28 protein-coding genes and 2 riboswitches are annotated in these 26,988 nt (G+C 49.0%); of the genes, 18 read left to right on the top strand and 10 right to left on the bottom strand.

Features of this window, described 5'->3' with window-relative positions:
* Positions 1-29: 29 nt before the first annotated feature.
* The 5 genes from H6G89_RS22160 (at position 30) to H6G89_RS22140 (ending at position 5,022) form a co-directional block, all read left to right on the top strand.
* Positions 30-1,703, top strand: a complete 1,674-nt coding sequence (locus tag H6G89_RS22160; protein WP_199336872.1) for an ABC transporter substrate-binding protein — start codon at positions 30-32, stop codon at positions 1,701-1,703.
* Positions 1,687-2,637: an acetamidase/formamidase family protein gene (locus H6G89_RS22155; RefSeq protein WP_190510451.1), complete on the top strand. Its 951-nt coding sequence runs from the start codon at positions 1,687-1,689 to the stop codon at positions 2,635-2,637. Before H6G89_RS22160 ends, H6G89_RS22155 begins: the two co-directional genes overlap by 17 nt.
* Before the next feature lie 6 nt (positions 2,638-2,643).
* A complete protein-coding gene (locus H6G89_RS22150) occupies positions 2,644-3,489 on the top strand; it encodes an ABC transporter permease (protein WP_190510449.1) in 846 nt (281 codons plus the stop codon).
* Positions 3,490-4,419 (top strand): ABC transporter permease, encoded by a 930-nt coding sequence (locus H6G89_RS22145; protein WP_190510447.1) that lies wholly within the window; start codon positions 3,490-3,492, stop codon positions 4,417-4,419.
* A gap of 354 nt (positions 4,420-4,773) precedes the next feature.
* Positions 4,774-5,022 (top strand): hypothetical protein, encoded by a 249-nt coding sequence (locus H6G89_RS22140; protein WP_190510445.1) that lies wholly within the window; start codon positions 4,774-4,776, stop codon positions 5,020-5,022.
* Positions 5,023-5,162: 140 nt separating this feature from the next.
* On the opposite strand, the gene H6G89_RS22135 is transcribed toward H6G89_RS22140, so the two are convergent.
* Together H6G89_RS22135 and cbiE are read right to left on the bottom strand one after the other, a co-directional pair.
* A complete protein-coding gene (locus H6G89_RS22135) occupies positions 5,163-5,792 on the bottom strand; it encodes an alpha/beta hydrolase (RefSeq protein ID WP_242060070.1) in 630 nt (209 codons plus the stop codon).
* A 369-nt stretch (positions 5,793-6,161) separates the two neighbouring features.
* Positions 6,162-7,421, bottom strand: a complete 1,260-nt coding sequence (cbiE, locus tag H6G89_RS22130) for a precorrin-6y C5,15-methyltransferase (decarboxylating) subunit CbiE (RefSeq protein ID WP_190510441.1) — start codon at positions 7,419-7,421, stop codon at positions 6,162-6,164.
* A 201-nt stretch (positions 7,422-7,622) separates the two neighbouring features.
* Here cbiE and H6G89_RS22125 point away from each other — a divergent pair, with 201 nt between their 5' ends.
* The 5 genes from H6G89_RS22125 (at position 7,623) to H6G89_RS22105 (ending at position 11,687) form a co-directional block, all read left to right on the top strand.
* Positions 7,623-7,940, top strand: a complete 318-nt coding sequence (locus H6G89_RS22125) for a hypothetical protein (RefSeq protein ID WP_190510439.1) — start codon at positions 7,623-7,625, stop codon at positions 7,938-7,940.
* A gap of 71 nt (positions 7,941-8,011) precedes the next feature.
* Entirely contained in the window at positions 8,012-8,641 is a 630-nt protein-coding gene (locus H6G89_RS22120) for a precorrin-8X methylmutase (protein WP_190510437.1), read from the top strand.
* Positions 8,638-9,402 (top strand): precorrin-2 C(20)-methyltransferase, encoded by a 765-nt coding sequence (locus tag H6G89_RS22115; protein ID WP_190510435.1) that lies wholly within the window; start codon positions 8,638-8,640, stop codon positions 9,400-9,402. The genes H6G89_RS22120 and H6G89_RS22115 overlap by 4 nt, the downstream gene beginning before the upstream one ends.
* Positions 9,403-9,529: 127 nt before the next feature.
* Positions 9,530-10,258, top strand: a complete 729-nt coding sequence (locus tag H6G89_RS22110; RefSeq protein ID WP_190510433.1) for a Uma2 family endonuclease — start codon at positions 9,530-9,532, stop codon at positions 10,256-10,258.
* A 22-nt stretch (positions 10,259-10,280) separates the two neighbouring features.
* Positions 10,281-11,687 (top strand): cobyrinate a,c-diamide synthase, encoded by a 1,407-nt coding sequence (locus tag H6G89_RS22105; protein WP_190510431.1) that lies wholly within the window; start codon positions 10,281-10,283, stop codon positions 11,685-11,687.
* Here H6G89_RS22105 and cobW read toward each other — a convergent pair.
* The 5 genes from cobW to H6G89_RS22080 all read right to left on the bottom strand — a co-directional run bounded on the left by cobW (position 11,665) and on the right by H6G89_RS22080 (position 15,822).
* Positions 11,665-12,714: a cobalamin biosynthesis protein CobW gene (gene cobW / locus H6G89_RS22100; protein ID WP_190510429.1), complete on the bottom strand. Its 1,050-nt coding sequence runs from the start codon at positions 12,712-12,714 to the stop codon at positions 11,665-11,667. The two genes, H6G89_RS22105 and cobW, sit on opposite strands and share 23 nt — an antisense overlap.
* A 29-nt stretch (positions 12,715-12,743) precedes the next feature.
* Positions 12,744-13,151 carry a DUF1636 domain-containing protein gene (locus H6G89_RS22095; protein WP_190510427.1) on the bottom strand — a complete coding sequence of 136 codons (408 nt, stop codon included), beginning with the start codon at positions 13,149-13,151 and terminating at the stop codon, positions 12,744-12,746.
* 73 nt (positions 13,152-13,224) lie between these two features.
* Positions 13,225-13,677: a hypothetical protein gene (locus tag H6G89_RS22090; protein WP_190510425.1), complete on the bottom strand. Its 453-nt coding sequence runs from the start codon at positions 13,675-13,677 to the stop codon at positions 13,225-13,227.
* Positions 13,661-14,650, bottom strand: coding sequence for a methyltransferase domain-containing protein (locus tag H6G89_RS22085; protein WP_190510423.1), 990 nt, complete (start codon positions 14,648-14,650; stop codon positions 13,661-13,663). Before H6G89_RS22085 ends, H6G89_RS22090 begins: the two co-directional genes overlap by 17 nt.
* A gap of 5 nt (positions 14,651-14,655) precedes the next feature.
* The gene (locus tag H6G89_RS22080) at positions 14,656-15,822 is read right to left on the bottom strand and encodes a fatty acid desaturase (RefSeq protein ID WP_190510421.1); all 1,167 of its coding nucleotides are present in this window, start codon (positions 15,820-15,822) and stop codon (positions 14,656-14,658) included.
* A 393-nt stretch (positions 15,823-16,215) separates the two neighbouring features.
* Positions 16,216-16,411: riboswitch (cobalamin riboswitch) on the bottom strand.
* Between the two features lie 225 nt (positions 16,412-16,636).
* On the opposite strand from H6G89_RS22080, the gene H6G89_RS22075 reads away from it, so the two are divergent.
* Positions 16,637-17,194 carry a DUF2267 domain-containing protein gene (locus H6G89_RS22075; protein WP_190510419.1) on the top strand — a complete coding sequence of 186 codons (558 nt, stop codon included), beginning with the start codon at positions 16,637-16,639 and terminating at the stop codon, positions 17,192-17,194.
* Between the two features lie 127 nt (positions 17,195-17,321).
* On the opposite strand, the gene H6G89_RS22070 is transcribed toward H6G89_RS22075, so the two are convergent.
* Both H6G89_RS22070 and H6G89_RS22065 read right to left on the bottom strand, forming a co-directional pair.
* On the bottom strand, positions 17,322-17,939 hold the full coding sequence (locus H6G89_RS22070) for a hypothetical protein (protein ID WP_190510417.1): 618 nt from the start codon (positions 17,937-17,939) through the stop codon (positions 17,322-17,324).
* Between the two features lie 448 nt (positions 17,940-18,387).
* Entirely contained in the window at positions 18,388-18,579 is a 192-nt protein-coding gene (locus tag H6G89_RS22065; protein ID WP_190510415.1) for a hypothetical protein, read from the bottom strand.
* Between the two features lie 112 nt (positions 18,580-18,691).
* Positions 18,692-18,894: riboswitch (cobalamin riboswitch) on the top strand.
* A gap of 29 nt (positions 18,895-18,923) precedes the next feature.
* On the opposite strand from H6G89_RS22065, the gene H6G89_RS22060 reads away from it, so the two are divergent.
* The 5 genes from H6G89_RS22060 (at position 18,924) to H6G89_RS22040 (ending at position 22,054) form a co-directional block, all read left to right on the top strand.
* Complete coding sequence (locus H6G89_RS22060; protein WP_190510413.1) at positions 18,924-19,679, top strand: energy-coupling factor ABC transporter permease; 756 nt, start codon at positions 18,924-18,926, stop codon at positions 19,677-19,679.
* Between the two features lie 3 nt (positions 19,680-19,682).
* Positions 19,683-19,988, top strand: coding sequence for an energy-coupling factor ABC transporter substrate-binding protein (locus H6G89_RS22055; protein WP_190510411.1), 306 nt, complete (start codon positions 19,683-19,685; stop codon positions 19,986-19,988).
* Between the two features lie 87 nt (positions 19,989-20,075).
* Positions 20,076-20,864 carry a cobalt ECF transporter T component CbiQ gene (cbiQ, locus tag H6G89_RS22050; protein ID WP_190510409.1) on the top strand — a complete coding sequence of 263 codons (789 nt, stop codon included), beginning with the start codon at positions 20,076-20,078 and terminating at the stop codon, positions 20,862-20,864.
* 69 nt (positions 20,865-20,933) lie between these two features.
* Positions 20,934-21,776, top strand: coding sequence for an energy-coupling factor ABC transporter ATP-binding protein (locus tag H6G89_RS22045; RefSeq protein WP_190510407.1), 843 nt, complete (start codon positions 20,934-20,936; stop codon positions 21,774-21,776).
* A gap of 68 nt (positions 21,777-21,844) precedes the next feature.
* Positions 21,845-22,054, top strand: a complete 210-nt coding sequence (locus H6G89_RS22040) for a chlorophyll a/b-binding protein (RefSeq protein ID WP_190510405.1) — start codon at positions 21,845-21,847, stop codon at positions 22,052-22,054.
* A gap of 96 nt (positions 22,055-22,150) precedes the next feature.
* On the opposite strand, the gene H6G89_RS22035 is transcribed toward H6G89_RS22040, so the two are convergent.
* Positions 22,151-22,963: an SDR family NAD(P)-dependent oxidoreductase gene (locus H6G89_RS22035; protein WP_190510403.1), complete on the bottom strand. Its 813-nt coding sequence runs from the start codon at positions 22,961-22,963 to the stop codon at positions 22,151-22,153.
* Positions 22,964-24,009: 1,046 nt separating this feature from the next.
* Between H6G89_RS22035 and H6G89_RS22030 the strand changes: the two genes are divergently transcribed.
* Both H6G89_RS22030 and H6G89_RS22025 read left to right on the top strand, forming a co-directional pair.
* Positions 24,010-25,125, top strand: a complete 1,116-nt coding sequence (locus tag H6G89_RS22030) for a hypothetical protein (RefSeq protein ID WP_190510402.1) — start codon at positions 24,010-24,012, stop codon at positions 25,123-25,125.
* A gap of 254 nt (positions 25,126-25,379) precedes the next feature.
* On the top strand, positions 25,380-26,627 hold the full coding sequence (locus H6G89_RS22025; RefSeq protein ID WP_190510400.1) for a C1 family peptidase: 1,248 nt from the start codon (positions 25,380-25,382) through the stop codon (positions 26,625-26,627).
* Positions 26,628-26,988 lie beyond the last annotated feature (361 nt).

Genomic DNA, 26,988 nt, shown 5'->3' with positions numbered 1-26,988 from the left:
ATCGTTCATTTAATTCATCTGGTGACATCGTGAAACGTAAGCAAACTGCGATCGCTCTTGCGACTTCCCTTTCTTTAATTCTTGCCAGTTGTGCCACTCCAACGACTAGCACGAATGACACTGCCACTCCAGAAGCCAGCCCTGTAGCGGATGCTAGCCAGTGCCCCGACAATGGCGGTGAGATGGTCATGACCTGGAAAGATGACGTATCTACCCTTGATCCGGCGATCGGCTATGACTGGCAAAACTGGTCAATGATCAAAAGTTTGTTTGGGCGATTGCTCGACTACGAACCCGGAACGACCAATATCGTTCCCAGTCTGGCAGAGAGCTACACCGTTTCTGACGATGGCAAAACCTATACCTTTAAGTTGCGTCCCGATGTGACGTTTCACAACGGTCGGGCAATGACCGCTGAAGATGTGAAATACTCCTTTGAGCGCACGATTAACCCTGAAACCAAGAGTCCGGGACAGGGATTTTATAACAACATTGTGGGGTTTGATGAGTTTGTTGGCGGTCAGGCAGACTCGGTTGAAGGGGTTAAAGTGATTGATCCACAAACCGTTGAGATTCAGCTTCAGGAGCCAGATGCTGCCTTTTTGCACATCGTCGCGATCAACTTCTCAGCCGTCGTTCCCAAAGAGGAAGTGGAGAAGTATGGCGAAGACTTTGGCAAAAATCCGGTAGGAACAGGTCCCTATCGCTTTGTCAGTTGGGAGTTAGGCAAACAGATCGTGTTTGAGCGCAACCCCGATTACTTTGCGGCTTGCACCCCCAAGCTCGATCGCCTTGTGTTTGAGATTGGTCAAGACCCCACCATTGCCCTGTTGCGCTTAGAGCGGGGCGAAGTGGATGTGTTGGGGGATGGCATTCCCCCCTCTCGCTTTGTCGATTTCAGCAACAAAAACCAGGATCTGGTGGTGCGTGGCACGCAGATGCAAACAGGTTACATTGCCATCAACACGCGCATGGAACCGTTTAACGATGTGCGCGTGCGACAAGCGTTAAACATGGCGATTAACAAAGAGCGAATTGTGCAGGTCGTGAATGGTCGTGCTGCCGTTGCCAATCAGGTCTTGCCACCGTTGATGCCGGGATATGACCCGAATTACACAGGCTACGAGTACAACCCCGAACAGGCAAAAGCCCTCCTGGCAGAAGCGGGTTTCCCCAATGGATTTACCACTCAACTGTTTGCCAACAACACTGACCCCAATCCCCGCATTGCTCAGTTAATTCAACAGGATCTCGCGGCTGTAGGCATCACCGTTGAACTGAAAACGCAAGCACAAGCAACCGTGATTTCGGCAGGGGGTGAAGAAAACGGTGCGCCCCTCGTCTGGTCAGGCGGGATGGCGTGGATTGCCGACTATCCCGATCCGTCCAACTTCTATTGGCCGATCTTGTCCTGTGCGGCGATCGCCCCCGGTACCTGGAACTGGTCGTGGTACTGCAACGAGTCCCTGGATGCCATGGCAAAACAAGCCGATGCGATGGTTGCTGCCGATCAGCAAGAAGCGAGAACCGAAATGTATCGCGACCTCTTCATCAAAGTGATGGAGGATGCCCCCTGGGTGCCCATCTTTAATGAGGAGCGTGTTACTGCCCACTCGACCCGCATGGCAGGGGATAAAGAAGTTTGGCTCGACCCGGTGCGAGTGCCCATTAACTACGAGCACGTTTATGCAAAGCCTGAATAAGACGCATCACACCATCCATTCCCATCAGTGTCATTGCGGGTGGGATCACACTTTTCCCCCGCAACTGGCGATCGCCCCTGGTGAAACGGTTGAGGTGCAGATGAACGATGCCTCTGGCGGACAACTCAGCACCGAATCCACAGCCGCAGACATTCTCGCCTTTGACTTTGGCAAAACCAACCCCACCACGGGTCCCATCTACGTGGATGGAGCCGAACCGGGAGACATTCTCAAAGTCACAATTCACGAGTTTCAAACCTCCGGTTGGGGTTGGACAGGCATCTTTCCGGGGTTCGGACTGCTGGCGGATCAGTTCACGGAACCGGCTATCCACATCTGGAAGTACGAGACGACTGGCACTGATCCAACGGCAACGGGGTTGGGCGCGAAAATTCCGCTCAAGCCCTTTGTCGGAACGATCGGGGTTGCCTTAGCGGAAGCGGGACATCACAGCGTCGTACCTCCTCGACGAGTTGGAGGCAACATGGACATCCGCGACTTGTCGGCAGGAAGTGTGCTGTACCTACCTGTAGAAGTCGCTGGAGGATTGCTCTCGATGGGCGATACCCATGCGGCTCAAGGCGATGGCGAAGTCTGCGGAACGGCGATCGAAAGCCCGATGACGGGGATTTTTACCATTGACCTGATCAAAGCGACCGCAATCAAAACGCCCCAGTTTGAAACCTTTGCCCCGGTAACACGCCACCTCGATAGCAAGGGCTATTACGCCACCACAGGCGTTTCCCCCGACCTATTCGTCGCCAGTCGGGATGCCGTCAGCAGCATGATCGATTGGTTAGGCAAAACCCACCATCTCAATCCTGTAGAGGCGTATATGCTGTGTAGCGTCTGCGCTGATCTGCGGATTAGTGAAATTGTGGATATGCCGAATTGGATTGTGTCGTGTTACTTGCCAAAAGTGGTGTTTGATTAATCCCGTATGGATTTTTGGAATCAGTTTAAGCGCGATCGCCTGGCGGTGATTGGAGCGGTGATTGTGGCGATCTTTGTGATTGTCTCGATCGCGGCTCCAGTCATTGCGCCCTACAGTCCCACAGAGCAATTTGTCGAGGGTTTGAGCCTGCAAGGTTCACCGTTACCGCCCAGCAGTCAGTTCTGGTTGGGCACGGATTTGTTAGGTCGCGATCTATTCACTCGACTACTGTATGGGGCACGAGTGTCGCTACTGGTGGGTGTCGTGGCAAACGCGATCGCCGTCTTGTTGGGAATCACACTGGGGGCGATCGCCGGGTTTGTGCGGGGATTCGTTGGTGAAGCCATCATGCGCTTTACCGATTTGATGATGGCGTTTCCAGCGTTGCTGTTGGCGATCGCACTAGCAGCGATTTTGCGCCCCAGTTTGTGGATTGTGGCAATGGTAATCGCCTTGGTGAACTGGGTACAAATTGCGCGAGTCGTTTATTCCCAGGTGTCCGTTCTGGTGGAACAGGAACACATTCAAGCGGCGCGATCGCTCGGTGCAACTCGGTTTCAAATTTTGTGGTGGCATATTGTGCCTCACCTGATTCCAACGGCTCTGGTGTGGGGCACGTTGGGCATCTCGACGACCGTTTTACAAGAAGCAACTCTGTCGTTTTTAGGCGTGGGAGTGCAACCCCCGACCCCATCCTGGGGAGGCATTATCAACGAAAGCCAATCATTTTTGCAGTCGGCTCCCTGGCTGATCATCTTTCCAGGAATATCAATTCTGATTGTGTCGTTGGCGTTTAATCTAGTCGGGGATGGGGTGCGGGATGCGGTTGATCCAACCGAGCGAGGACGATAAATGAAATGCTATCTAATCTATCTTTCACGAAGATTATTACAAGTTCTATTTGTTCTGTTAGGCATCAGCTTAATCACATTTTTGTTAGCGTTTTTAATTCCCGCTGATCCAGTCCGCATGATCGCCGGACGCAGTGCCACTGCCGAAACGATCGCCTCAATTCGTAGCCAATTAGGGTTAGATCAACCCATTCCCATTCAATATTTGCAATATCTCGGACGGTTGCTACACGGTGACTTGGGGCGATCGTACATCCAACGAACTCAGGTACTGGAACTGATTCTCAGTCGCTTACCCGCCACCGGATTTTTGATGCTGGGAGCGATCGCCTTTGAACTGCTGATCGGACTCACCGCAGGCATTTATGCCGCTGTGAAACGCGATACGGGGAGCGATCGCCTTGTTATGGTGATGTCGTTTATCGGCGTATCGGCTCCTCAATTTGCCGTAGGGTTAATCTTGCTGTATTTATTCTCCTATCAGTTAGGTTGGTTTCCCTTAGGTGGCTACGGCTCCTGGAAACATCTGGTTCTCCCGGCTCTGACGTTGGGCATTGCGGGAGGTGGATGGTATTCACGCATGATGCGATCGTCGATGGTCGATGTGATGCGACAGGGCTACATTCGCACAGCCAGAGCCAAAGGCGCGAGTGGGGCGATCGTCGTGTTCAAACATGCCCTTCGTAACGCGATTCCACCGATTATTGCCATGATTGGACTTGATATCGGCATCTTTATGAGCGGAGCCGTTGTCGTAGAGAGTGTGTTTGGTTTGCCGGGAATTGGGCAATTGATCTGGCAAGCGATTCAAGTGGTGGATATTCCCGTCATCACAGGAGTCGTGTTAGTGTCAGCCGTGGCGATCGTGTTAGGAAATTTGTTAGCCGATTTAGTCATGCCATTGGTCAACCCTCGTGTCAAATTAGAATAACTGCGCTTTGTAAGTCATACTCTGGTCAGAGTTGAACTTCTGCTGATAGTTAGAGTGGGGCAGGAGAGTTTGCCATCTATGATGAATGACATAACAAAGTGATACGACAAAACGTGGTACGGCAAAAACAATCTCCTCTGGTCGCGCGTGCTAGAGGGGAATATTTTTGTCACAAGCGATCTGAATTGATAGCCGTAGTCACCCGCGTTAAAGCAGCGATCGCCATAATGCAATATAGCCCTACACCTAGGCATTAGGACATAAGGGGGTGTGGGGGCTGCGCCCTCAGCCAGGGGTTCCACCCCTGCACCCCGTCCTAACCTTAGTGAGTACTGCTAGAACTGGAGAATAGTTGTGCAACGAGAAATCACCCATTCTGATGGCACTACCTGGACTTGTGTTCAGGCGTTTACAGGTTTGTCTGACCAGACAGAGCACCAGGACGCGGCTAAAGTGAAAGGACAAGAAGACACCTATTGGGTTGTATGTACCCCCAGTGGCGGAGCGAAATCAGTCCGGCTGAAGCTATCAGGTGATTGGCAAAACACTTATTCTGATGAAGCGTTACTACACGAGATCGAGTCCAATGAATCTTCACAGTAACGTGTATAACCGTAGCTACATTCGATGAGGCGGAGGCGAGTCAGGAAGCTGTCCAGCATCCGGGTTTGAGTCATTGCCTTTGCCTTCAGCTCTCTGACCAAAGCTATACTACACACTAACGTCAGTTACCACGATCAGCATCAAGTAAACCAGGTCATGCCTTCACGAGCGATCGCCTCTGGCACCGTGTGTGGGCCATCAAATTCCCGATACACAACCTCATACCTCGCTCTCCGTAACTGCGGTACAATGCGGCGACTACACCGATCAATGGGCAATACAGCATCTTGTAGACCATGAGAAATAAAGACCCGTGGTGTACCGACCTGATCAGCAGGTGCCATAAATCCTGGTGAAAAAGCAAGAATGTGATTAAACAAATCACCATTGGTGATGCCTACAGAAAGGGCATAGGATGCTCCATCCGAGAACCCTGCGATCGCAATACGATCTGGATCAATTGCATAACGAGCAAAGGTTTGTGCAAGTGCCTGATCAATAAAAGCGATGTCAGGACCATAGCGATCAACAATCACATCCCATGTCTGTCGGCGGGAATCCACAGCCAGCACAATCGTTGGGAATGCGTCTGCCAAATTCTGTACGATTCTCAGTCCACCTTCAGCATCTCCACCTGCCCCATGCAGCATGAGCAACAACGGTGTGGGGCGATCGGTTCGGTAAGCAGCAGGAACATAGAGCCAACCATCTCGTCCGCCATCCAAATTGAGGGGATGTAGTCCAGGAGAACCAACTTGTGTTGGTTGCATTGGGCGAGATTGTAATCGTCCTGATGCGGCTGAGTTCGCTTGCTTTAAGGTGCTCATTGTGGATGAAGTCAGCTCGGTACAGCTGATGATAGGAGAGATTACGATTGGCAAGACAAAACCAATTCCAAGTCGAAGAACATTTCGTCTCGTCCAAAAATTCTTCTGGAATTGCATATTAAAAGTTTTAGTAACCGCATCAAATACTTAATGGCTCCTATTCAAGCTAAAGCATTTAATAACAAACTCACATAGTTCTTTAGAAGGATTCGGCTTTACTTTCTCAGGTGCTGACATACCTTCATCAGCAAGCAATTCAGTTAGTGAAAAATCACTTCTTTTGTTGTCTTTGATGTCTTTATCATTGTATGACTACTTCGCTACAACCCACTGTGTCACAGGTGCCATGGCTTTCCAACCTAGAAAATGACCCACAGGCTCTGCCCGTTGAATCGCAATGCGAATCAGTTCGCCGCCCCACTGACGTTGCCACTGGAACAATACGCTTTCACCCTCAACTGTAACTGCGTTGGCAACTAACCGACCTCCTGAAGGGAGTGCTGTCCAGCAGGTTTCAAACAAATCGGGTGTGGTTAATCCGCCACCAATAAAGATGGCATCCGGTTGAGGCAGATCTTTCAGGGCGATCGGGGCTTCTCCTGCGATGATTTTGAGATGGGGAACACCCAGCGAAGCAGCATTGGCAGCGATGTATTGCAGACGTGTTGAATGCTGTTCAATGGCGATCGCTCGACACCTGCGATGGCTCCGCATCCATTCAATGCCAATAGATCCGCAACCAGCACCGACATCCCACAACAGTTGTCCCGGTAAGGGCGCAAGGGCAGACAGGGTAACGGCACGTACTTCTCGTTTGGTGAGTTGTCCATCGTGGTGATAGGCGGTGTCGGGAAGTCCGGGGGTATGGGGGGAATGGGGAATGGGGAGTGGGGAATGGGGAGGCGTGATTAATCGCGCCTGTGCGGGTAATTGCATCTGTGCAGAGTGGGGAATGGCGATCGCAATTGTATTTAAGTCAGCCAGATCAGGGGCATTCCAGGTGGAAGCCATGCCTTGGATGATGCGTTCATGGATGCCGCCCATGCGTTCTAAGACGGTAATTTGGCTGTCGCCATAGCCTCGGTTCGTTAGGAGTTGGGCAACAGTTGTAGGGGTGGAGTGATCGGCACTGAGCACCAAAATTTGGGCACCGGGATACAGTACGGCATTCAGAAGGTTGGGATCACGACCGCACAAACTCAGGGTTTCTACATCGGTGAGTGACCAACCCAATCGGGCACAAGCAAGACTAAAGGCGGACGGTGCGGGAACAATCGTCATTTCTGCGATCGCAACTCTTCGGGTAAACGTGACTCCAATGCCATAACACATCGGATCACCACTGGCGAGAACGCAAACGGCTTGCCCACGACGGTCAAGCACTTGATTCAACGAATCTTCGATGGGTGAAGTCCAAAGCAGTTTTTCTCGTGGGTCGTCGGGAGGTAACATGGCAAGATGGCGTTCTCCCCCAACAACAACCGTTGCTTGAGCCAGGAGCGATCGCCCCACCTCATTCAATCCCGTCAGTCCATCCTCCCCAATCCCCACAATCGACAGCCACTTTTGCATTACAGCGTTCCTGAGTTCAACAGTTGGCAAGCCAGATGATGCAATTGTCTGGTTGCTGGATTATCATAGTTGGTTCGGTTCTGGATCTGAACGAGTGACTCGCGCAACGGTCGTTGAAATTAAAGTTTTGTACTTTTAGTGTGATACACTTCATTGGCTTAGAATCGTAGATTAAATAACTTCGGCAATCTTGCCCCGTCTATGGCACTCCTCTCCGAGGCTACGGTGTATACACATCTCTATTTTGTCAATGAGACACTCGATTGCTTCAATGAGTTCGAGAACCAGGCATTGGGGGAGAATCCCCGTTCGGCTGAGCTCACGTCGAAGCCAAACTCCCTGGCAGAAGGTGTTTCGGTTAACCCAAAGGCACGCTTCGCATCGGTTCCAGGTACGGGTGCTCTGATCGGGTCAAGACCCTTGACAAGTGCCCAAAGACCCTTAGTTTTGGGGGGTGTAGGGGGCTATGAAGGCTTATGTATACACAGCAGTTCCGAGTCGGAGAAGGGCAAGAAATGATGTTATTAAATTCATAGTCCTTGATATCGGAACAGTCAGTGTGATCTCTAACAAGTCGGAGCAGCAAGACCATGATTGACTACCTCCGGAATGGGGATGATATCTACCGAAAATCTTTTGCCATCATTCGGGCTGAGGCAGATCTGAGTCGCTTACCCGATGATCTGGCTCTGGTTGCAGTGCGACTGATTCATGCGTGTGGCATGACCGACATTGTGGATGATTTAGCGGCTTCTCCTGATGCGGCGATCGCAGGACGAGATGCCCTGACCGCAGGCGCACCAATTTTGTGCGATTCCCAGATGGTCGCCAATGGGATTACACGCAAACGATTACCTGCTGACAATGAGATTATCTGTACCCTCAATCACCCAGAGGTTCCGGCGATCGCCCAACGTCTGCAAACCACCCGATCTGCTGCCGCACTGGAATTGTGGCGATCGCATCTGGAAGGCTCCGTCGTGGCGATTGGCAATGCCCCTACAGCGTTGTTTCACCTGTTAGAACTGCTGGATGAAGGAGCACCTAAACCTGCGCTAATTCTGGGTTTCCCGGTGGGGTTTGTGGGAGCCGCTGAATCAAAAGCGGAATTGGCAGCAAACAGTCGTGGTGTCCCCTTTATCACCCTGCATGGACGGCGGGGAGGAAGTGCGATCGCCGCTGCGGCAGTCAACGCATTAGCCAGAGAGAACGAGCTATGACAACCCCCACTCCCCCCTCTGTACAGACGCGATTAATCGCGTCTCCCCCATCTACTCCCCACTCCCCCGGAAAACTTTACGGTCTGGGCATTGGCCCTGGTGATCCGGAGTTGCTGACGCTCAAGGCACACCGAATTCTGACCTCCGTTCCGGTGATTGCTTACCCGATTGGAGAGAATAACAAAAGTGTGGCACGGGCGATCGTGGCTGATTTTCTGCGTCCTGACCAGATCGAAATCCCAATGCCCATGCCCTTTAGCCCGGAGCGATCGGCTCAACCCTTTTACGATGCTGCCGCTCAGCAGATTGCGGAGCATTTGAGTGCAGGTCGAGATGTCGCCGTGCTGTGTGAGGGAGAGCCGATGTTGTACGGCACGTTTATGTACTTGTTCCAACGGTTAGCGGAGCAGTTTTCCACAGAAGTTGTGCCGGGAATCTCCTCTACGTTAGCGAGTGCAGCGATGTTGGGCGCACCCCTGACCTTCCGCAATGATGTGTTAGCCATTATGCCTGCGACGTTGGATGCAGAGACATTGCGCGATCGCCTCACTGGAGTGGATGCCGCTGTGATCATCAAACTGGGCAGACACTTTACTAAGGTTCGCTCCATTCTCGAACAGTTGGGATTGTTAGATCGCGCCTTTTACATTGAACGGGCAACCCAACCCAATCAGCGAATTCTGCCAATTACTGAAGTAAATCCCGAAGAAGTACCCTACTGGTCGTTAATTCTCATTCCCAGTCAAACCCAACTCCATTAAAACCACCGATAATTATAGCTACTGCTACTTGATTTAGGAGGGGTTTGGGGGTTCCACCCCTACACCCCGTCCTAGCCCAAGTGACTACGGCTATAGAACACCTCCTCTCAATCCTGATGCTGCTGTCATGACTTCTTCACGGTCTGAATCCCGCCCCTCTCAGTTCACACGAACCCAACCGTTACCTCCTCTGGAGAGTGGCGACAGGTTAACTCGCCCTGAATTTGAGCGTCGCTATCACGCCATGCCAGAGATCAAAAAAGCTGAATTAATTGAAGGAGTGGTTTATATGGCATCCCCGTTGCGCTTTAAGCCCCACGCAGAACCTCATGGACGGCTTATTACCTGGCTGGGAGTTTATCAAGCCGCTACACCTCAGGTAGACATGGGAATTGAGCCAACGGTGCGATTGGATATCGACAATGAACCGCAACCGGATGGAGTTTTATTGATCAGCCCAGAGAGTGGTGGGCGATCGACTTTAAGTGAAGACGGCTATTTGGAAGGAGCACCGGAGCTTGTTGCAGAAGTTGCAGCGAGTAGTGTCAGTATTGATTTAGGAGATAAGAAGCGGGCTTATCGTCGGAATGGCATTCAGGAATATATCGTCTGGCAAGTATTTGACCAAAAAATTGATTGGTTTTGTTTGCAAGATGGAGATTACGTCTTGATCCAGCCCAATTCGGAAGGAGTGATTTGCAGTCCGGTTTTTCCTGGATTGTGGTTGGATACATCTGCCATGTTGCAAGGGAATATGCAGCGAGTGTTGGAAGTGCTGCAAACCGGAATCAGCTCAACAGAACATCAAACATTTGTTCAACAGTTAGTAGAACAGCAGCACAACAATACGTTGTGAACATTGTGAATTAAATTCAGTTATGGCAGTTGTAATTGCAGGTGAACGTAGTGGCGTCGGTAAAACCACCATCACGTTGGCGTTATTGGCAGCACTCAGTCGGCGGGACACTACACGGGTACAATCCTTTAAGGTTGGCCCCGACTACATCGATCCGATGTTCCATCAATTTGTTACCGGACGTGCCTGTCGCAATCTCGACCCCATTCTCACCTCAGAAGCATACGTTACCGACTGTTTTCAACGGCATTGCCAAACCGCAGATTTTGCCCTCGTGGAAGGCGTAATGGGATTATTTGATGGTGTTACAGGCAAAGATGATTGGGCCAGTACAGCCCACATTGCGCGGCTTCTGGGATTGCCCATTGTTTTAGTCATCAATTGCAGTAGCACCTCTCGCTCCATTGCGGCGATCGCCCACGGGTACACTACATTTGATCCCCGCTTGACCTTTGCTGGAGTGGTCTTAAATCGAGTCGGCAGCGATCGCCATCTGGAACTGCTTCAGGATGCCCTCAGACCCCTCAATTTGCCGATTCTCGGCGTATTGCGACGACAGGATGAGATTACCATCCCCGATCGCCATTTAGGGTTGATTCCCACCGACGAACTCCCCGAACTCAGAAGCGTAATCGATCGCCTCGCTCATCTGAGCGAAACCTGCTTCAACTGGGATATCCTCCTCCCTCTCCTTTCTACTTCACGTACGGACGCGATTAATCACAGTACAGACGCGATTAATCGCATCCCTCTCCACTCCCCACTCCCCATACCCTCTTCCCCCATTCGTCTTGCCATTGCTCGCGATCGCGCCTTTAACTTCTACTACGCCGACAATCTGGATTTGCTGCAAACCGCCGGGTTTGAGCTAGTGGAATGGAGTCCAATGCGCGATCCATCCCTCCCAGAAAACATTCACGGGCTTTACTTTGGGGGTGGATTTCCAGAAGTATTTGCAGCCGAGTTAAGTGACAACCAAGCCGCACGTCGATCAGTGAAAGCCGCGATCGCCGCAGGAATGCCCACCTATGCTGAATGCGGGGGATTGATGTACCTGTGCGATCGCATTGCGGATTTTGCAGGGAAGACGTATCCGATGGTGGGAGTTGTGCCGACAGAAGCGCAGATGGGAAAACGCCTGACGCTGGGGTATCGACAGGCGATCGCGCAACAATCCACCCCTCTATTTGAAGCAGGGGAAATCGTCTGGGGGCACGAATTTCATCGCTCTAGCTTGACTACCGAACCGGAACAACCGTTGTTTGCCATGCAAAACTATGAAGGCACAATGCATCAAACCGAGGGATGGCAGCGATCGCAGGTTCACGCTTCCTATTTGCATCTGCACTTTGGCAATAAACCCAAATTAATTCAACGGTTTCTTCAACAGTGCCAGCACTATCTAGTTAGTGGGTTAGCGCAGCTTTAATACCTTGTGCATCGAGAGTCGGTGTTTCATCACCAAAATGCCCAATGAAAATTAAGCGAGTTTGGCGAGGCTCTGAGGGTTGCCAGGGGCGATCGTAAAAGGTGTCAAAGCGATTGCCGACACCCTGTACCACTAACCGCATGGCTTTATTAGGAACAGCCGCAAACCCCTTAATTCGATAAATCTCGTGTTGTTGAACCAGAGATTGCAATCGGTTAATTAATTCCGTGGGTTCAAACATTTGGTCTAACGTGACATGAATGGAAGTAATGTCGTCGTCGTGATCGTGTTCCTCCTCCGTGTCATGATGACTGGGACGAGAGTCGAGATTGTCTTCAACGGCTGCGTTAAAACCGAGTAACAGATCTGGGTTAATATCTCCTTGCTTACAGGGAACAATCTTCACTCCAGTGGGTAACTCTTGCTGTAGCCACTGCTGAACTCGATTTTGCGTCTTCAGATCAACGCGATCGACCTTCGTCAGCAACACCATGTCAGCACACGCCAATTGGTCTTCAAACAGTTCCTCGATTGGGGTTTCATGCTCCAAACTATCATCGGCTTGTCGCTGCGCTTCAAGGGCATCTAAATCACCGACAAACTGACCACTGGCAAGTGCCTCACAGTCCACGACAGTCACAACGCCATCCACCGTTGCTCCAGTGCGGATTTCAGGCCAACGAAAGGCTTGTACCAACGGTTTGGGCAGGGCTAATCCAGAGGTTTCAATTACAATGCAGTCAAGGCGATCGCGTCGTTTTAGTAGCTCCTGCATCGTAGGCAAAAATTCTTCCTGTACGGTGCAACACAAACAACCGTTAGTCAGTTCAACAATATTGCTATCGGGCGTTTCGTCATCACACACCTGGCAGGAACGTAGCAATTCACCATCAATTCCCACTTCGCCAAACTCATTGACTAACACAGCGATGCGGCGACCTTGGTTGTTCTGTAATAGATTGCGAACCAGGGTTGTTTTCCCGGCTCCCAAAAAGCCTGTGACGACGGTTACTGGAATTTTATGCATAATTTTTACCTGATAAAGGGCGATCGCTCTTATAGCTGTTCAACGTTTAATGCTGGAGTACTGCTTGGTAAGGCTGGCAATACAGCATGGATTCCTTTTTTAACTGCTTCTGGACGCTCTTTATAGGGTACTTTGCCATCCGCACAAGCAATATATTGTTCACTAAATTTCAACAATTCTGGAACAGATTTTGTTGGAGATAGTTCACTCAAAACAAACGTAAGCTTACCTGGAGCCGCAAACGTCACTACACAGGAACGGCTACAGGCTCCCATGCAGCGTACAGGTTGCAAATGAATCGATTCCCGCCACTCGCAGGATTCTAATCCTTCACTCAAGTGGTTGAATAACGATTGTCCTGCGATCGCTTCATGAGGGTTTTGATTAACTTCTGAAGGACGACAAAGCACACACACAAATAACGTATGTTGGGTCATAACAGTTACACGATTTCAACAGGGATGAAGACGATGGAATTGTAGAGTTTAGAAGCGTTGGGTGCCAGGTTGCTTAGGCTTGTCTCCTTGGAATAGTTAAATCGGGTTGAAATTCTGCCCAACGGTGTTGCACCTGCCTATAACAGTCAGTAGGAGAAATTGCCAGATTTTGTAATAGGTTGAGATGCACACTGCCGTTACCCGTAACGAGCAATACGATCGCTTGAGTGGGGTCATAGGTCGCGATCGCGTTTAGCAGTGCCGTCACTGCGTCTTGCTCCAGTTCCAGAACGGTCATATATTGGGCAACTTGAGCTTGAGAAATAAAGTTTTGCTCAAAAGACACTGGATCAACCCTCCAATCCACGCCGGATGTGATTTTATCCAGCACTTGACAGACCACCATGCCCCGTCCCTGAGTGGTATAGCCATCCCAGGCTGCATACCCAATGGTCAACAGATGATGATGGATGAAGCAGTTTTGCCAGTAGCCAGAGTAACCTTGCCACTCACTTCGCGATCGCATTGGCTTCCTCCCGCAACCCGTTTGTTGATTCCGTCGGCTTTCGCACAGCCCGAAACATGCCAAAGCGACACAACCCAGTGCCAAATGCCAGACGCATCAACAGCAACGTGGGAACTTCTCGCAATGATTTGATGAAACCTGACACCCCGAAACGAATCAATCCAGTGGGTCGAGCGATTCCCTGCCAGATAGAATCCAACCAGGAGGGCAACGTTTGAACGGTCCAATCTGCGGTTGTCACGTTTCCGGCAACAAATCCGGTTGCTTCCAACAGTTCCGCAAAGCCCTCGATGCTGGCAAATTCAGGATGTGACCACTGATCGAGCAATTGCCGCATTACAGGTTTTTCCCAAAAATTAAGTGGTTTTTTACGCGCATCTCGCTGGTTCCAATCGGCGACTACTAGCACACCACCAGGCTTCAACACGCGCATCAACTCTCTGGCAAACACCGCTTTATCGGGCATGTGAGGACCTGCCTCGATCGACCAGACCACATCAAAACTGGCATCTGGAAAGGACATCGCCATCGCATCATCCACCTGAAACTGCGCGTTCAGATCTTTGGGGGTGAGTTCTTGCGCCCGTTTCACCTGTTGGGGACTGATGGTAATTCCAGTGACCGCGAACCCGTAGTCTCGCGCCAGAATGCGACTGCTGCCGCCGATGCCACAGCCCACGTCTAAGACCGTAGTACCTGCTGGTAACTTGTCTAAACCGCCCCAGTGCACCATTTCATGTACAAAGTCTGATTTAGCGACCAAAAAGTTTTTGCGTCGGGGAGGCAAACCGTAGTGACCCAGGTGAATATGCTCGCCCCAATAGAATTCCAAAATGCCGTCCTCAGTCCACTCATCGTAGGAGATGGCAACCGAGTCAGAAGACTGATAACGACGAGCCGTCAGCAAGTAAAGGGCAATGCCTGCCGCCAATAACGCCAGAAAAATTCCGAGAACAGCTAGAAATAAAGTCATGCCAATTAAGCCTCACCTTGGTTGACTATTGCATTTTCCTTGCTTGTTTGATGGCAAGGATCGAGTTCTTCAATGCCGATAGACTGAGCCGCTTGACGAAATGAGGCGATCGATGTCAGGCAACTCGAATCAGCATCCCAAAGAATATATTTGAAACAATCGGACATGTCTGCCATTCGCAAGGTTTTGACCTGAGTCAACAGATGAAGGTTAGCGTTGTGACAGGCTTTGAGGTTGTAGTTGGGAATTCTTTCAGAAAGATGATGCACATTGTGATATCCAATGTCTGCGGAAAACCACCTTAAAACGGTGGGCAACTCTAGATAACTACTACCTTCGATCGCCCCCAACAAATAATTCCATCCTTCTGTTTTATGAGCGTAAGACGTATCAAAGTTGTGTTGTACAAAAAAGACACAGATAAAGATTGCCGCAGAACACATGAGTGTGATTGAGTAAACACTGAAGAAGAACCCAAATCCTAACCAGTGAGCCAGCAAAATCCAACTGCTAATGACACAAATATTGTTGAATAAGAGATCCCAAAACTCACCTGCTGTATACCAATTTCTAGATTGGTAGGAAGAAATAATAGTTGCAAAACCCATTGTCGGATTGCGTCTGAGACACGTCAGGGAATGACCGATAAACCCATAAATTCCTTTAATTAAAGCCAGCCTTGGTTTAATAGCGAGGTAGAAAAACCCTCCAGGAAAAATCATCAATGGATGCCTGAGCCACTCATATCGTTGTTGAGCAGCAGGGGTAAGGTTGGCAAACTGCTCGGTTGAGAGCAGCGCGGAAGGTCCTCGATATCGCTGCCAATCGCCATTTGTTTTGTGGTGATAAGCATGTCCTCGCGACCAGGGATATTGGGGAATAGCGTTAATCACACCCAATATAAAGCCAACAACCCGATTGACTCGTCTTGAGCGAAACAGGGAATAGTGCCCGCAATCATGCATTAACGAAAAACAACGGACTGAAAAAAGTGTGATCAAAACCAGGATGGGTGGCAACAACCAAAGGGAGATTGTGGCGGCTTTAACTGCCAAGAACCAGCAGAAAATATAGGGAATTATTGTATTCAGAATTTGATAAATCGCTCGCCAATCATTGCTCTTCATGTAGGGAGCTAGAACAAAATCCGACTTTTTAACCGTAGTTTCCATTCAATAAAATCTCTTATAAGGAATCTCGAAGCGATCGCTTTAGACTTCACTAAGACAGTTGCAGAGCCAAACGTCAGGCTGAACCTTGTCACCCATACGTTTACCAACAGATGTTCACCAACAAATATTCGCCAATAGAATCGACTTTGGTCGGTTGCGAGATCAGGCGCAGTACCAACCCCATCATACGTCTTGCCTCATAGAACGACTTACTTTGGCGAAAACGATGGGGTTAGTTCCGTGATGAAGTCAACTACGCAATGAGACTAATGACACCACCGGCAGCCATCAGGTAAATTTGCCACAACCTGTTCGCCGCTGTATTGGCCGCTGTATTGACAGAAAACTTTAGACTCAGCTTTAGACACAATCTGTACCTCGCAGATATTGAGTAACGATGGATAGCGATCGGCGGGCATCCTGACTTACACGATTTGGATTTCGGATTTTGAAGGAGTGATGTCCAAAAATCTAAAATCGGCAATCCAAAATCGGCTTACAGTTGCGGGACAGCGTCGGATTTGCACCGAACTTTCCCCCTTGCGTCTGATGGCTGCTCCCCATCAGAACCGATACCACCCTAAAGAATAGCACGCGATGGGAAGAACTGACGGAACCGTAATGATGCACCTTTTCGACTTCATCAGGCTTCATCAGCAAGGTGTGATTCTTTAAGGTCATGTTTCTACAGCCAAATTTCTATCTTTTGTATAGATATCTCTTAAAACCTATGAAAGATTTCAAAAAACTCGTGTCTGCGTAATCTGGATTCAAAGTGAATATTATTGCCAAACAATAAATAAAGGAACCACAAATGCCAGATGATACATTGAGCAAAAATTTACCAGAAATCGATCCGACAGAGATTGAAGATGAACGAGTCGCGATCGCTGACAAGGATCGTTCTTTCTTGGAAAAAGTCATGGTTGACGGGGGGTTTGCCGATCCCTACGATGCCAGAGACTTTACAGAAGTTGTGTTTCGCGTCATGCGTGACTTAATGACCACTGAAGCTGCCGATCGTGTAGAAGGTGAGTTGCACGAAGATGTGATGCCGACTAACGAAAGGGCATTGCAATTTGAAATCGCCGATCTGTGGAGAGACACGAACCCTCTGGTGAACTTTTTGAGCCGGGTACGTCCACCGTGGCATGGTCCTGGCGTCTTTAACATCGACTCCGATCGCTTCTTCTTCCGAGTTGCTAACGAAGGTGGCTTTGAGAGAGGATTTGAGCACAAAGATGCCGATCGCAAACGAGCCGTTGGAGCCGTCTTTGCAGCAACCAAGCGAGAACTCTCTCCTGAGCGAATCCAGGAGATTGCAAGCTGGATGCCCGAAGGTGGCGTGCGAGAGCTTTGGGAGCAAGCTTAGTTAAAGGCTAAAGGCTGAAGAATAAAGGATAAAAGGGGGTGATGCACTCATTCGTGAACAATCCCTCCTTTTATCTTTCAGCCTTTATCCTTCTCTTTTCTCTCTTCTCTCTTCTTTTTTCTCTCTTTTAATAAGGTGGCTCAGCAGGACCGTCATATCCGCACATTCCCATGCGGGGAGAATTGACCAGTGGAATGGGTTCACCGTAGTTATCATGGGGATGATTTTCGGTGTGCTCATCACACAACACCCCTTCTGTTTGCTCATCGATCAGGCATTCCATACACAAATGAGTGGCAGGTTTGCCACACTCCATGCACGGATACTCTGGCATGTTATTTCGCGCCATGAGGGCGATCGCCTTGTTGGTTAAGGGGTTCCCTTCACGCTCGTCAACATATTTCACCAGCGTTTCTGAGGACGTTCCAAAATCGTAGACATGGGTGAGTTCACCACCCTGTCGAAACACCTCACCAATTTTGCGGCTCATGCCGATCTCTCGTGCAAACGCGCCTCCCAACGAAAATTGGCTCATGTGACCACAACACTCCAACCAAATTCCCCGTAGATAAGTATCGAGATCCTTTAAGCTTTTGGAGCCGCGTATCTCCAGGTCAAGCCAAAACGCACTGTTGTAAGCATCTTGAACCCGTAAGTGATAAAGCGATTCACTGGTGCCCTTTTTCATCTCAGCCGTGGCGATCGCCTCCTGTCGCTTTGAGCAGGTCACAAGATGTTTAGTCATCCCTGCTTTTGCCAGCTCTTTACCACAGTACGTGCAAGTTCCTTTAGATTGCTTACGAGCCACCCTCTCTTCCTCTCATTCACACACTACATTTCATTTTCTTGCAATTGATAATAGTTGAACAATCAATCGTTGTATATCCCTTGATCCGTATACCAGGACTTTTGAAACCCCCAGATGCAGTTAATCTGTGTAACTCAACCAATTGTGCAACTCAACCAATTGTGTAACTCAACCCAATGGTTTGCAGCGTTCCGGCGCAGTGATTTGTTATGACGCGCTAAACCCTGCTTTAATTGCTTCACTCAACACGATTGATACTATCAAATAGTATCAATATCTTCAGGCAAGACTACAGGAACTTCCACATTTATAGATCCAGAGGCATCACGAGTTACGATCGCATCAACGCCATAGGCTACCGCACAAGCATACTGTATTGCATCTTCTAATCTGCTTGGGTGTTACTTTCCCCTGTAGCTGCCGAAATCTTAGCAACCCCTCGCAAACGTGACAGGTTCTCCCGCTTAGGCTTGAGAGTTACTTCTCGTTTCAGAGAGTCTAAAAGAACCTGTACCAACTGCCAGCGATCGCCAGTAGACAACTGCAATGCCTGACTTTGTAGCTCTTGTAACGTCATCAGTCCTTCCCCAGCAATTGTTATCTATTATAAATTGCTGCTACCTCATAACTAATGGACTGATATTGCAGTGAGTAACAGTGCGGTTGAGTATTGCAACCGACAGTGATACAGTCCTAAGGTGCTGATCGGTTCTGATGGGGAGCAGCCATCAGACGCAAGGGGGAAAGTTTGGTGCAAATCCAACGCTGTCCCGCAACTGTAAGCCGATTTTGGATTGCTGATTTTAGATTTTGGCGTTTATCTCTCCAAAATCCGAAATTCAAACTCCTAAATCGTGTAAGTCAGGATGCCCGCCGATAGAAGACCCATGTTGAAATTAGTCTGCGAGGTGACAGACAGGCATGAAACCGCATCAATGGTTACGCCTTGCGATGATGGCAGGGCTTAGTTTTTATCTGGTTGTTGGCTCTCCGGCACCTGCCCAGGCAATGCACATTATGGAAGGGTTTTTGCCGATGAGTTGGGCAACCTTCTGGTGGGCAATGTTTATTCCATTCTTTTTGTGGGGGTTGCGATCGCTGACTCGCCTCACACAGCAGCATCCTGAAACCAAGCTCCTATTGGCATTGGCAGGGGCGTTTACCTTCGTGCTGTCGGCTCTCAAGATCCCCTCGGTCACAGGCAGTAGTTCTCACCCCACAGGAACGGCATTAGGAGCGGTGCTGTTTGGCCCATCTGTCATGTCTGTTCTGGGTGCGCTCGTTCTCCTGTTTCAGGCACTGTTGTTAGCGCACGGTGGGTTAACCACATTTGGGGCGAATGCGGTATCGATGGCAGTCGTAGGTCCGTTTGTCGCCTACGGCGTGTATCAGTTGATGATGCATTCAACTGGTAGACAAACACTGGCTATTTTCCTGGCGGCAATGTTAGCCGATCTGCTCACCTATGTCACGACGTCGATGCAGTTGGCATTGGCGTTTCCAGCGGCAAGTGGAGGCGTGTTAGCTGCCTTCACTAAGTTTGCGAGTATTTTCGCGATCACTCAACTGCCGTTAGCCATTAGCGAGGGGTTATTAACCGTGCTGGTGTGGAATTGGTTGCAATCCTATAGCCGAGACGAACTGAAGGTTCTCAATTTGATCAAACAGGAGCCATAACCGATGAACCGAACTCATCGTAGTTGGAACAATTGGCTGTTAGTGGCAGGGGTGTTGGCGTTGGCGATCGCCCCACTCATCTTAGTGCGCGGAGCCGACTTTAGCGGAGCCGATGGCGAAGCAGAGGTGCTCATTCAAGAGACGAATCCCAACTATCAACCCTGGGTTAATCCACTATTTGAACCAGCAAGTAGTGAAGTTGAGTCGCTGTTATTTGCAGTACAAGCCGCTCTAGGTGCAGGTGTCATTGGATATGTAATTGGACTACATCGGGGTAGACAAACACACCAAAACCAGAAACGAGAATGAGAGTGTAATTAGCCACCATTCACAATCTAAAATCCAAAATCCAAAATGACATAGGGGAAGTACGCGGGCGAGATACCCACACCAGATATGCATCATCACCTGGATGTCTATACCTACACCAATCATTTGCGGCATATATCACCTCAGCAAAAACTCTGCTTTGTGATCGCCGTGTTACTCATTGCACTGATGGTTCATCCTATTTTGCAACTGTTGATTGCCGCGTGGTTGGGAGTGTGGACAGTGGGCTATGCTCGCATTCCAGCCAAGATTTATGGGAATGCAATGATGGTTGCTGGATTATTCCTGCTAACCAGCATTCCAGCCTTAATGATAAGTATTGTCTCTGTAGAGCAGATTGCCACTGGGCAACTCGATCCCATGGCAGGAGTCACGCTGGGAAACTGGTATCTGTTTATCAGTCGGAGTGGGTTACTTCAAGCGATGCAGATTGGGGCGCGATCGCTAGCGTGTACCTCCTGTTTGTTATTTGTGTTGTTTACTATTCCATTCACCGACCTGTTACAAGTGTTGCGGCAATGGCGTGTTCCTACCCTCATTACAGAACTGTTGTTGCTGATGTATCGATTTGTATTTCTATTTCTAGAAGTAGTTGCTGAATTGCAGTTAGCACAGCGATCGCGCGGAGGTTATCGCACCCGAAAACGGTGGATGTATAGTGTGGGATTAGTTGTGAGTCAACTACTCGTGCGATCGCTTCAACAGTATCACTATTTCTCTCTAGCTCTTATGGCTCGTGGATTTAACGGCAACTTTCAAGTGTATTCTGATCAATCGTATATTTACTCAAAACGTTATGCGATTGAATCTCTAGTTGGGTGTATCGGATTAGTAATTTTAGATTTTAGATTTTAGATTTTTTGTCTCCCCCACTCCCTACTCCTCCATTCCTCCACTCCTTCACTTCCCTACTCCCTCTCGTTCATGTCCACTCCGCTACTCGAATTTCGCAATGTCTGCTACACCTATCCTGGAGGCAAACATCCCGCCATCCAAAACTTAAACCTAACTATTACAGGTGGTCAAAAGACTGCAATTTTAGGACACAATGGATGCGGTAAATCGACACTTCTATTTCTCGCGGATGGCTTGTATCGCTGTACATCTGGAGTGATTTATTGGCAGGGAAGCCCACTGCAATACACCCCCGCTTCATTGAACCTGTGGCGACAACATATTGGATTAACGTTTCAAGACCCAGAACGACAATTGGTTGCTGCGACCGTTGCAGAAGATATTTCCTATGGACTTTGTAATCTGCAATTGCCACCGACAGAAATCAAACAACGATTGCAGCAGACGCTAAAGGACTTTAACTTAACGGAATTGGCGAATTTTCCGCTGCATCATCTAAGTTTGGGGCAAAAACGCCGGATCGCGATCGCAGGCGTGATGGCACTCCAACCCAAACTTTTGTTGTTAGATGAGCCGACTGCTTACTTGGACAACCGACAAACTCACAACTTATTTCAAGAATTAGACCGCATTCATGCCAGTGGTACCACTGTTGTGATGGCAACCCACGATATTGACCTTGCCTATGCCTGGGCAGATCAGATCATTGTGCTCCACGAAGGGCAGATGGTGTTATCGGATCAAACCAATACGGTGTTTGCCAATGTCGCTTTATTAGAGCAATTGCAACTGGGCATTCCAACTCTGTTAGAAGTTTGGTATGCCCTGCCAGAGCATCAGCGGGCTCAACGAGTTCCTCCCAGAACGATCGCTGAGCTGCGTTCTCACCTACTCAGTCACTGCAAGAATTAAAATCCTTGAGATATTTCTTTACATTGTGTTATATTTTGTTACACAAGCTTAAGGAAGAGGAATTTAACATGGTTCGTGGACAGGTGATGGAAGAGGGTGGACGCGCCAACATGTACGCTGTTGAGCCTAAGGTGTACGTAGATGACACTCAGCAATTTGGATTTAACGCATATGCTGAGAAGCTCAACGGACGACTTGCCATGATTGGCTTCGTTTCAGTATTGGTTTTAGAAGCTGTTACTGGACACGGCGTGATCGGTTGGTTAACAAGCCTGTAGTGAACCAGGGGAATGAATCGCGTCTGGGGCGATCGCTAAGTGTGGGCGATCGCCCTTTTTTCAGGAACTGAACCTTGGTGAGAACTGAGAGGCTGATTATCCCGCTTTCCGCAGTTCTGGATAGACCTTTTGCGGTTTTCTAGGCAACGGTGCGGCAAGCAGCAAGATCTTTTCCATGATCCAGGGGGCAATCCGGTTGCACCAGACGGCTAAATGGCTCTGCCAACCCACCAAAATTTCGTTGGATCCCCGTTTCAGTCCAACCATCAGAGTTTCTGCAACTTGTTGCGAGGAGACAGGCATAATCCACCGAAACCACTGCAAATGCCGCACCATGTCAGTGTCCGTTAGGGTGGGCAACAGCGTAATCACTTTGACATTGTGGGCTGCCAGTTCACCTCGGAGGGCTTGCGAAAAGCCGAGAATGGCAAATTTAGTCGCTGAATAAGTTGCCATCGTTGGAGCGGCTAATTTGCCCATCAAACTAGACACATTCACAATCGCCCCTTCTCGTTGAGCCACCATGCGGCGAGCAACCAAGCGCGTAATGGTGTACATGCCAATCAGATTAGTGGCGATCTCTTGCTGCACCTGTGGCAGACGAGTTTGTAAAAACGTCGCCTGATGAGCGACTCCAGCACAGTTCACCAGAATATGGACGGGTCCATGATCGCGCCATGCTTGTGCTACAGCGATACTCACTTCGATGGGTTGGCTCAAGTCAATTGTTAGAGGAATAGCCTCCACATTTAGCGATCGAATTTCGTCAGCTACCTCTGCCAATCGTTGCGAATCACGGGCTACGAGCAGCACTCGGTTAATTCCTTGACGGGCAAATTCCAGGGCGATCGCACGTCCAATTCCACGGGAAGCTCCCGTAATGAGAGCAGTTTTTCCACGAATATCCATACATAACCTCCAGGTCTGGGGTCTAACGCACAGTTGCCATCTGCCTGATATATCAACCAAAGCACCAGTGAGGACGGAGTACAGGGATGGAACCCCTGGCTGGGGACGAAGCCTCCACACCTCCTTGTCCGAACTGTCTTGACAGTTGATATAGATGTCTCAAACTAAAACTCTGACAAGAATCCAGGGGGTTTGGAATTTGAATCAACAGGGCTTAACGTTTAGTGAGTCAGAGTAGACATCTCAAGGCGAGTGGCACTGAGTAAGACAAGAAATGACTCGAACCTAAAACAACGAATGAATTGAACTGTTTATCTCAACTGGGTAGGCTCATGGGGATTGAGTGAAACAAATCAGATCCAATCATTCTGAGTACACATTGGAACGACGGGTAAATGTCAAAACTGACAACTCAATTGAGTTATTCAACAGCATCCAGTCCGTTTTCAGAGAATAGCCATTGCTGGTTGCTGTTACATCACCCCAAGGGGGATTGAGTATCAGCCAGCTGGCAAAGCATCGGGAGCAACATAACGCATCAATAGCACCTCCAGAGGCGTAACCAGAAAATCGTACCTACACACCCTAGCAACGGGATCAAGGAGCTGCAACATTTATTAACGAAAAATCTGAATTGTTATATATAGACACATAACTCTCAGATTGTTGCAAGCCTCATTTCACAGATCGCTTGTTGTAAAGGCTCTCCTATTGAAGCATTCTGCTCGAATCCCATACTTTCATAGAGCTGTTTTTTATGAGAGCGTCTCAAGGTTTCACATTTTTGTCGAGATTAAAAGTGACAAAGTTGTTACAAAATCCTATTCCCTCACATAACCATTTGGCACCCAGTAATGGGTCAAGGGGACAGTGTTGCAGGTGAAAAGAGTGCAAAGCTGATTGCGATCAACTGTCTCGACAGTTGCCATAGAAGGCTATTTATTCTTGTCACCAATTTTGTAACCACCCTTGCATCCCCTCAAACACCGATTACGGTAGAGAAGTAAAGCGATTTATGGCTTCCTCTTCTTGTTGAGTCAACAGTTATGGTTATGTTGGTTTCCTCTAATTTATTTCGTTCCTGGCTGCTACCCTATCGGTCAGGATTAGTGTCCTTGCTTGCTCTCAGTGCAATTGCCCTGCCTAGCCTCAGCCAACCCGCAATGGCTACTTCACTGAATCAATCGGTTACCCTTTCTGCTCAGGCATCTGCTACCACAACTAACCGATCTCTGCCTCGAATTGTAGCGAATCAGGTGTTGTTGGATGCATCTCAACGGTTGGGTATTTCACGGGATCAATTGCAAATTCAGGACTACCAACGCCGCATCTGGTCAGATAGTTGTTTGGGGTTAGGTGACATCAATGAGTCATGTGCTTTAGTAACTGTCCCTGGTTGGCAGATTACTGTGACTCATGGACAACAGCGGTTGGTCTATCACACTGATTTAGCTGGACGAAGCTTGCGCCTGTCCAGAGACTCGCAAACCCTCCCCTCTACCGTGAGCGATCGCCTCCTACAACACGCCTCTACCGAGTCTGGAGTACCTGTTTCTGAGTTAGAGGTTGTGAGCGCAGAACCGCAGTTCTGGGATGGTTGTTTAGGCATTTATGTCCCTAATGACGCCTGCGCGGCGATCGGTATTTCAGGATGGCGGGCAGTGGTCAGTAGCCCCTCACAAAGCTGGGTTTATCACATGAACGGTGACGGATCAGGCATTAGTCTCAATACAACAGCCAGTGATACAAGCCTCGTTCCTCAATTTATGCCAGACTCGACCCGTCCTAACTTAGGATCGGAAGTCATATTTCAAATGAGTCGTGAGGGGGGTTTTGCAGGTCAAAGTATTCAAGTGATGCTGTTAGCTGATGGGCAAGTGATGCAACCCCCACCTCATGCCGATGGCTCCTCTGTTCCCCATCTGCTCAATCAACTCACCCCTCAACAAATTGAGCAGTTTATCCAGTTTCTAGAGCAACACCAATTTCAAAATTTCAACGGGTTGACTTATCCTGCCCCCCAGGGATCGGCTGACTACTTCACGATCACCCTCACCAGCCAATCCGGTACGACCCAATACACAGATATTGCCCTAGATCAGTTGCCTCCCCAATTGCAAGCCATTATTCAACAATGGGAGCAACTTCAACGGCAGCAATAGCCAGAGGGGAGTGGGAAATAGGGAGTAGGGAGTAGGGAGTAATAATCTGCAAATGGTGTGACACTACTTGAATGATGTACTAGCGTGCGGTGGTGCTTCAACATTCAGCAATGCAACGTACTCACCCACCCTCTACCCCTCAGCCCTTTACGTACTTTTTGAAGAATTATCTAACTGTGGGAGCGCAGCCAGATGTCTGGGTATATTTGAGTACCCAAGATACTAAGTGGGCAATCTTCACAGGAGTTCTTTGAATGGGTACGAACCTCAAATATCGTGTTGGTGGCTATCAAGTCGGTGCTCGCCCAGACCATGCCAAATCTCATCAGGCGGGTCGATTTGGGCAACAACAATTGCCCCATCGGGTTGATCTGCGAAAGTTTATGACGGATGTCGAAGAGCAAGTTGGCAATAGCTGTGTTGCGAATGCCTTTGTAGGTGCTTATGAATACCTGGCTAAGCGCGAATTCGGTGAGTCTGGGGATATCAGCCGTTTATTTGTGTATTACAACGCACGGGCACGACACGATAGCCAGCACGAAGATAGCGGCACCATGATGTATTGTGCGATCGAGAGTTTGATTGAACATGGGGCTTGTTGCGAGGACTTGTGGCTCAATGATGAAGCGATGATTTTTGATGAGCCTGATGAGTCGGCTTATGAGAATGCAGCTAATTTTACGATTACTGAAGCAGAGTTTATTGAAACGGATTTAGATTTGTGGCGACATACTCTGGCTGAAGGATATCCGATCGCCTTTGCTCTCAACCTATTTGAATCCTTCAATACTGCGACTGAAAATCGAGGTCGTATCTCATTGCCCAAACGATCTGAAGATGTGCGAGAAACCCATGCGTGGCACGCCATGTTGTGTGTGGGTTACTCCGACAAAGACCGGATGTTTATTGTCAGAAATTCATGGGGATCAGACTGGGGCGATCGCGGCTATTGCTACATTCCCTACGATTACGTCATGCATTCAGACTATAACGGTCATGACTCGTGGATCATTAAATCGGTAAATGATCTCGATTTCACAGCAGATGTTTGGGAAGAGGATGAATCCTCCTTCGCCGATGAAAATTCTCTACTACTGTATGACTTCTACATCACCACAGAAGATCCTGAAGGATTTGCAGAAGCATTAGATGCTTTGTGCCTGGAGTATGTCGAAAGTGAAGAAGACTATTACTTTGACTACAACTACGAAGAGAACGACGAAGGCACCATTCACCTTGATATTCTCAACTTTGATCTGACAATCGAGGATTCCACAGATTTTCTGGAAAACCTAGAGGCTCTTTGTCAGGAGTACGCCATTGACGAAGACTATAGCTATAGCTTTGATGGCGAAAGCAACGAAGAGAGCGATGAGGAGTCTGACGAGGAGTATGCCGAAGACAGCGAAGACTATGAAGCTGAGTACGACGAGGAAAGCGAAGAATACGATGAGGAGTCTGATGAGGAATATGACGAAAACAGCGAAGAGGAATACGAATAGTCGCTGATATTGCCTTAACTGGAGACATCTGATCCGGCAGCAATGCCGGATTTTTTGGGGGCGATCGCTCCATCTAAGAATGTTACGGTTGGGCAGTTCGGTTGAGGTTGATTGTGTAAAGCCCAGTACTTCCAATCAGAGCATTTGCCCCAGTTAATGAATCGTACGAGGAATTTTCAAATCCACTCACAACAATTAGTACAACAATCTTTAAGTGACAATTTTGACAAGCTATTCATGTCAGAGCGATCGCTTGTATTGGGATTGTAAATTAGATTGTGTCAAAGGTCAGAAATGAGATCTAATGAACTACTAGACCCGAGACACTCGTACTATGACTTTTCGACCTGAACTCCTCGAT

It is taken from the genome of Oscillatoria sp. FACHB-1407 (assembly GCF_014697545.1).
In the GTDB taxonomy this organism is placed as follows: Bacteria; Cyanobacteriota; Cyanobacteriia; order Elainellales; family Elainellaceae; genus FACHB-1407.
The sequence above is the reverse complement of the archived record's forward strand: the minus strand, read 5'-3'. Positions and strand labels throughout refer to the sequence as shown.